The organism is Roseomonas sp. 18066 (genome assembly GCF_902706185.1).
Lineage (GTDB): Bacteria > Pseudomonadota > Alphaproteobacteria > Acetobacterales > Acetobacteraceae > Pseudoroseomonas.
This window is the reverse complement of sequence record NZ_CACSJM010000437.1, coordinates 1-283: the sequence shown is the minus strand read 5'-3', so window position 1 is coordinate 283 and position 283 is coordinate 1. Positions and strand designations below refer to the sequence as shown.

Here is a 283-nt window from a genome sequence, read left to right as displayed (position 1 = left end):
GTTACCACCCGGTGGGCGCGCCGCATGGCTTCGACCTTTGGTACCTCAACGTCATGGCCGGGCCGCGGCGCGCCTGGAAGTTCACCATGGCGCCGGAGCATGCCTGGCTCGGCTGGTGACGGCGGCGCCGCGCGGATGACCAATCGGTCATCCGCGCGGCGGCGGGCAACCCGGCCCGCGCAGGCGGCGTTGCAGCTTCGGACAATCAAGGCCGGAGGAGCCATACCATGGGTCGCGGAATTCTGCTCTGGTTGCTGGGTATCCCCATCCCGGTGATCATCAT

1 protein-coding gene is annotated in these 283 nt (G+C 68.2%); it reads left to right on the top strand.

Translation table 11 applies throughout. The features are described from left to right. Positions 1-11 precede the first annotated feature (11 nt). Positions 12-119: a 5-deoxy-glucuronate isomerase gene (locus GVN67_RS30410; RefSeq protein ID WP_255430455.1), complete on the top strand. Its 108-nt coding sequence runs from the start codon at positions 12-14 to the stop codon at positions 117-119. Positions 120-283 lie beyond the last annotated feature (164 nt).